General features: G+C 72.7%; 2 protein-coding genes. One reads left to right on the top strand and one right to left on the bottom strand.

The features are described 5' to 3' along the window. On the bottom strand, window positions 1-742 hold a 742-nt coding region (locus FV223_RS26920; RefSeq protein ID WP_147729775.1), incomplete at its 3' end, for an amidase. Window positions 743-950: 208 nt separating this feature from the next. Here FV223_RS26920 and FV223_RS26915 point away from each other — a divergent pair. Then, window positions 951-1,692, top strand: a 742-nt coding sequence (locus tag FV223_RS26915; RefSeq protein ID WP_147729774.1) for an extensin family protein, incomplete at its 3' end; no start/stop codon positions are given.

The raw sequence follows: 1,692 nt of genomic DNA, 5'->3' as shown, positions 1-1,692 counted from the left end.
GCGCACGGTCGAGCGCTCCCTGCGCCTCGGGCGCCGGGGCTTCGGCGTAGTCCTGCGTCACGACCATGACCCGCGGCGTGCCGGGCGCGGTGCCGCCGAGGTCGATCGCCGGACGGCCGGCGATCAGCGCCAGCGCGTGGGCGACGTCGCCGATGCCGGCTCCGAACAGGCCGAGCGTGTCGAGGGCCCACGAGAACGTCTTCACGCCCACCGTCGGCAGCAGCCGGAACGACGGCTTGATCGCAGCGCAGCCGCAGAAGCTCGCCGGCCGGATCACCGAGCCGCCGGTCTGGGTGCCGAGGGCCAGCGGCAGCATCCCGGCCCCGACCGCGGCGGCGGAGCCCGCCGAGGAGCCGCCGGGCGTGTGGTTCGAATCGTGCGGGTTCGTGGTCTCGGTCGGGTCGACGCTGGCGAAGGGCGAGGTCGTGGTCTTGGCCAGCGCCACCGCGCCCAGCGCCTTGAGCCGCATGACGATGGCGGCGTCGGCCTTCGGGCGCCAGCCGTCGTAGATCGGCGAGCCCATCTGCGTCGGCATCGCGGCGGTGTCGATGATGTCCTTGACGCCCACCGCGATGCCGGCGAGCGGCCCGGCATCGGTGACGGCGGGCGCGGGATCGGTGACGACGGTGGCGCGCACCACCGGATCGCGCGCGAGGATCGCCTCCTGCGACAGGCGGATCGCGCCCTCCGGCGTGAGGGTGCCGGCTTCGATGCGGCGGCGCAGGTCGACCAACGAGAGCATCACGCGTCCTTGACTTGAGGGCCCTTCGCGAAGGCCACCGGTTCCGGGGCGGGTCCGACGACGACCGCCGCGGGCGCCGGTGCAGGTTTCGTGCGCGGATGCGCGGAGGCCCGGCCGGCGGTGCCGGGGGCGTAGCACGCGCAAGGCCCCGCCGCGACGGCGGCAGCGTTAGCATCGCGTTTACGCGTCCGTGATCATTCTCCGCGTCATGTGGCGTAGCGTTCTCGCATTCTCCGCCCTTGCGCTGTTCGGCGCGGGGCTCACCGGCTGTGCGATCAACAAGTTTGAGCGCCGCGACGCCTGGCGCGACCAGGCGGAGCAGGTGTGCCTGGCCAAGAAGCTCGTCGAGCCGACCGAGTTCGTCGTCCCGTCCAAGGAGATCGATGGGCCCGGCCCCTGCGGCATGACGCAGCCGTTCCGGGTGACGCGGCTCGGCGGCGGCGCCGTGGTTCTGAAGCAGCGCATGACGCTCGGCTGCCCGGCGCTCGCCGAAGCCGAGGCCTGGCTCGCCGACACGATCCAGCCCGCGGCGAACCTGTATTTCGGCCAGCCGGTCGCCGAGATCAACGCCGGCTCCTACGCCTGCCGCGGGCGCAACAACCAGGTCGGCGCGAAGCTGTCCGAGCATTCCTTCGGCAACGCCATCGACGTGATGTCGTTCAAGCTCGCCGACGGCTACGTCATCACCGTCAAGGGCGGCTGGCGCGGCACGGAGGCCGAGCAGGGCTTCCTGCGCGAGGTCTTCATCGGGGCCTGCCAGCGCTTCACCACCGTGCTGGCGCCCGGCTCCAACGTGTTCCACTACGACCACATCCACGTCGACCTGGCGCGCCACGACCCGCGCGGGCTGAAGCGGATCTGCCAGCCGCTGATCAAGTTCACGCCGCAGCTCGGCTCGGACAGCCCGCGGCCGATGTCCCGCCCCCGCCCGCCCGAGCCCCAGCCGGCGC

The sequence above is a fragment of the Methylobacterium sp. WL116 genome, assembly GCF_008039455.1.
In the GTDB taxonomy this organism is placed as follows: Bacteria; Pseudomonadota; Alphaproteobacteria; order Rhizobiales; family Beijerinckiaceae; genus Methylobacterium.
The sequence above is the reverse complement of the archived record's forward strand: the minus strand, read 5'-3'. Positions and strand labels throughout refer to the sequence as shown.